Genomic DNA, 1,184 nt, shown 5'->3' with positions numbered 1-1,184 from the left:
ATCCGAAGGCTGAACGTGACCCCACCTGCCAAGCCCCGTGTCCTCGTGCTGTTCGGCGGCCGTTCGAGTGAGCATGCCGTCAGCTGCGTGACCGCAGCCGGTGTGCTCGAGGCGATCGACCGGGACAAGTACGACGTCGTGCCCGTCGGCATTGCAAAAAACGGCCAGTGGTCGCTGGTGTCCTCGGACCCTGCCCAGTGGTCGCTGCGTTCGGCGGTGCTTCCGGAAGTACCGGTGTCACCGGAGCCGGTGGTGCTCGCGACAGCCTCTGACGGTGGAGCCGCGCAGGAACTCGTCGCCACCGGGGCGGAACAGATGCCCCGCAGCCTGGGGGCCGTCGACGTCGTCCTTCCGCTGCTTCACGGGCCCTTCGGTGAGGACGGCACGCTGCAGGGCCTGCTGGAGATGGCCGATGTGCGCTACGTCGGCGCCGGTGTGCTGGCGTCTGCCGTTGGGATGGACAAGCACTACATGAAGGTCGTGTTCGCCTCCGCCGGTTTGTCCGTCGGGCCCTATGAAGTTCTTACTGACAGGCAGTGGACCCGGGACCGCTCAGCCTGCCTGGAGCGGGCCGCACGGCTCGGCTATCCCGTCTTCGTCAAACCGGCCCGCGCGGGCTCATCCATGGGGATCTCCCGCCGTGCTGTTCGGCGGCCGTTCGAGTGAGCATGCCGTCAGCTGCGTGACCGCAGCCGGTGTGCTCGAGGCGATCGACCGGGACAAGTACGACGTCGTGCCCGTCGGCATTGCAAAAAACGGCCAGTGGTCGCTGGTGTCCTCGGACCCTGCCCAGTGGTCGCTGCGTTCGGCGGTGCTTCCGGAAGTACCGGTGTCACCGGAGCCGGTGGTGCTCGCGACAGCCTCTGACGGTGGAGCCGCGCAGGAACTCGTCGCCACCGGGGCGGAACAGATGCCCCGCAGCCTGGGGGCCGTCGACGTCGTCCTTCCGCTGCTTCACGGGCCCTTCGGTGAGGACGGCACGCTGCAGGGCCTGCTGGAGATGGCCGATGTGCGCTACGTCGGCGCCGGTGTGCTGGCGTCTGCCGTTGGGATGGACAAGCACTACATGAAGGTCGTGTTCGCCTCCGCCGGTTTGTCCGTCGGGCCCTATGAAGTTCTTACTGACAGGCAGTGGACCCGGGACCGCTCAGCCTGCCTGGAGCGGGCCGCACGGCTCGGCTATC

The 1,184-nt window shown here is 67.7% G+C and carries 2 pseudogenes; both read left to right on the top strand.

The features are described from left to right. Positions 1-639 (top strand): annotated as a pseudogene (locus X803_RS22480) (D-alanine--D-alanine ligase A); the annotation flags it as partial. A 43-nt stretch (positions 640-682) separates the two neighbouring features. Beyond that, a pseudogene (locus tag X803_RS22640) lies at positions 683-1,184 on the top strand (D-alanine--D-alanine ligase A); the annotation flags it as partial.

The organism is Arthrobacter sp. 35/47, from assembly GCF_000520475.1.
GTDB lineage: Bacteria > Actinomycetota > Actinomycetes > Actinomycetales > Micrococcaceae > Arthrobacter_D > Arthrobacter_D subterraneus.
This window is presented reverse-complemented; position numbering and strand designations above follow the sequence as displayed.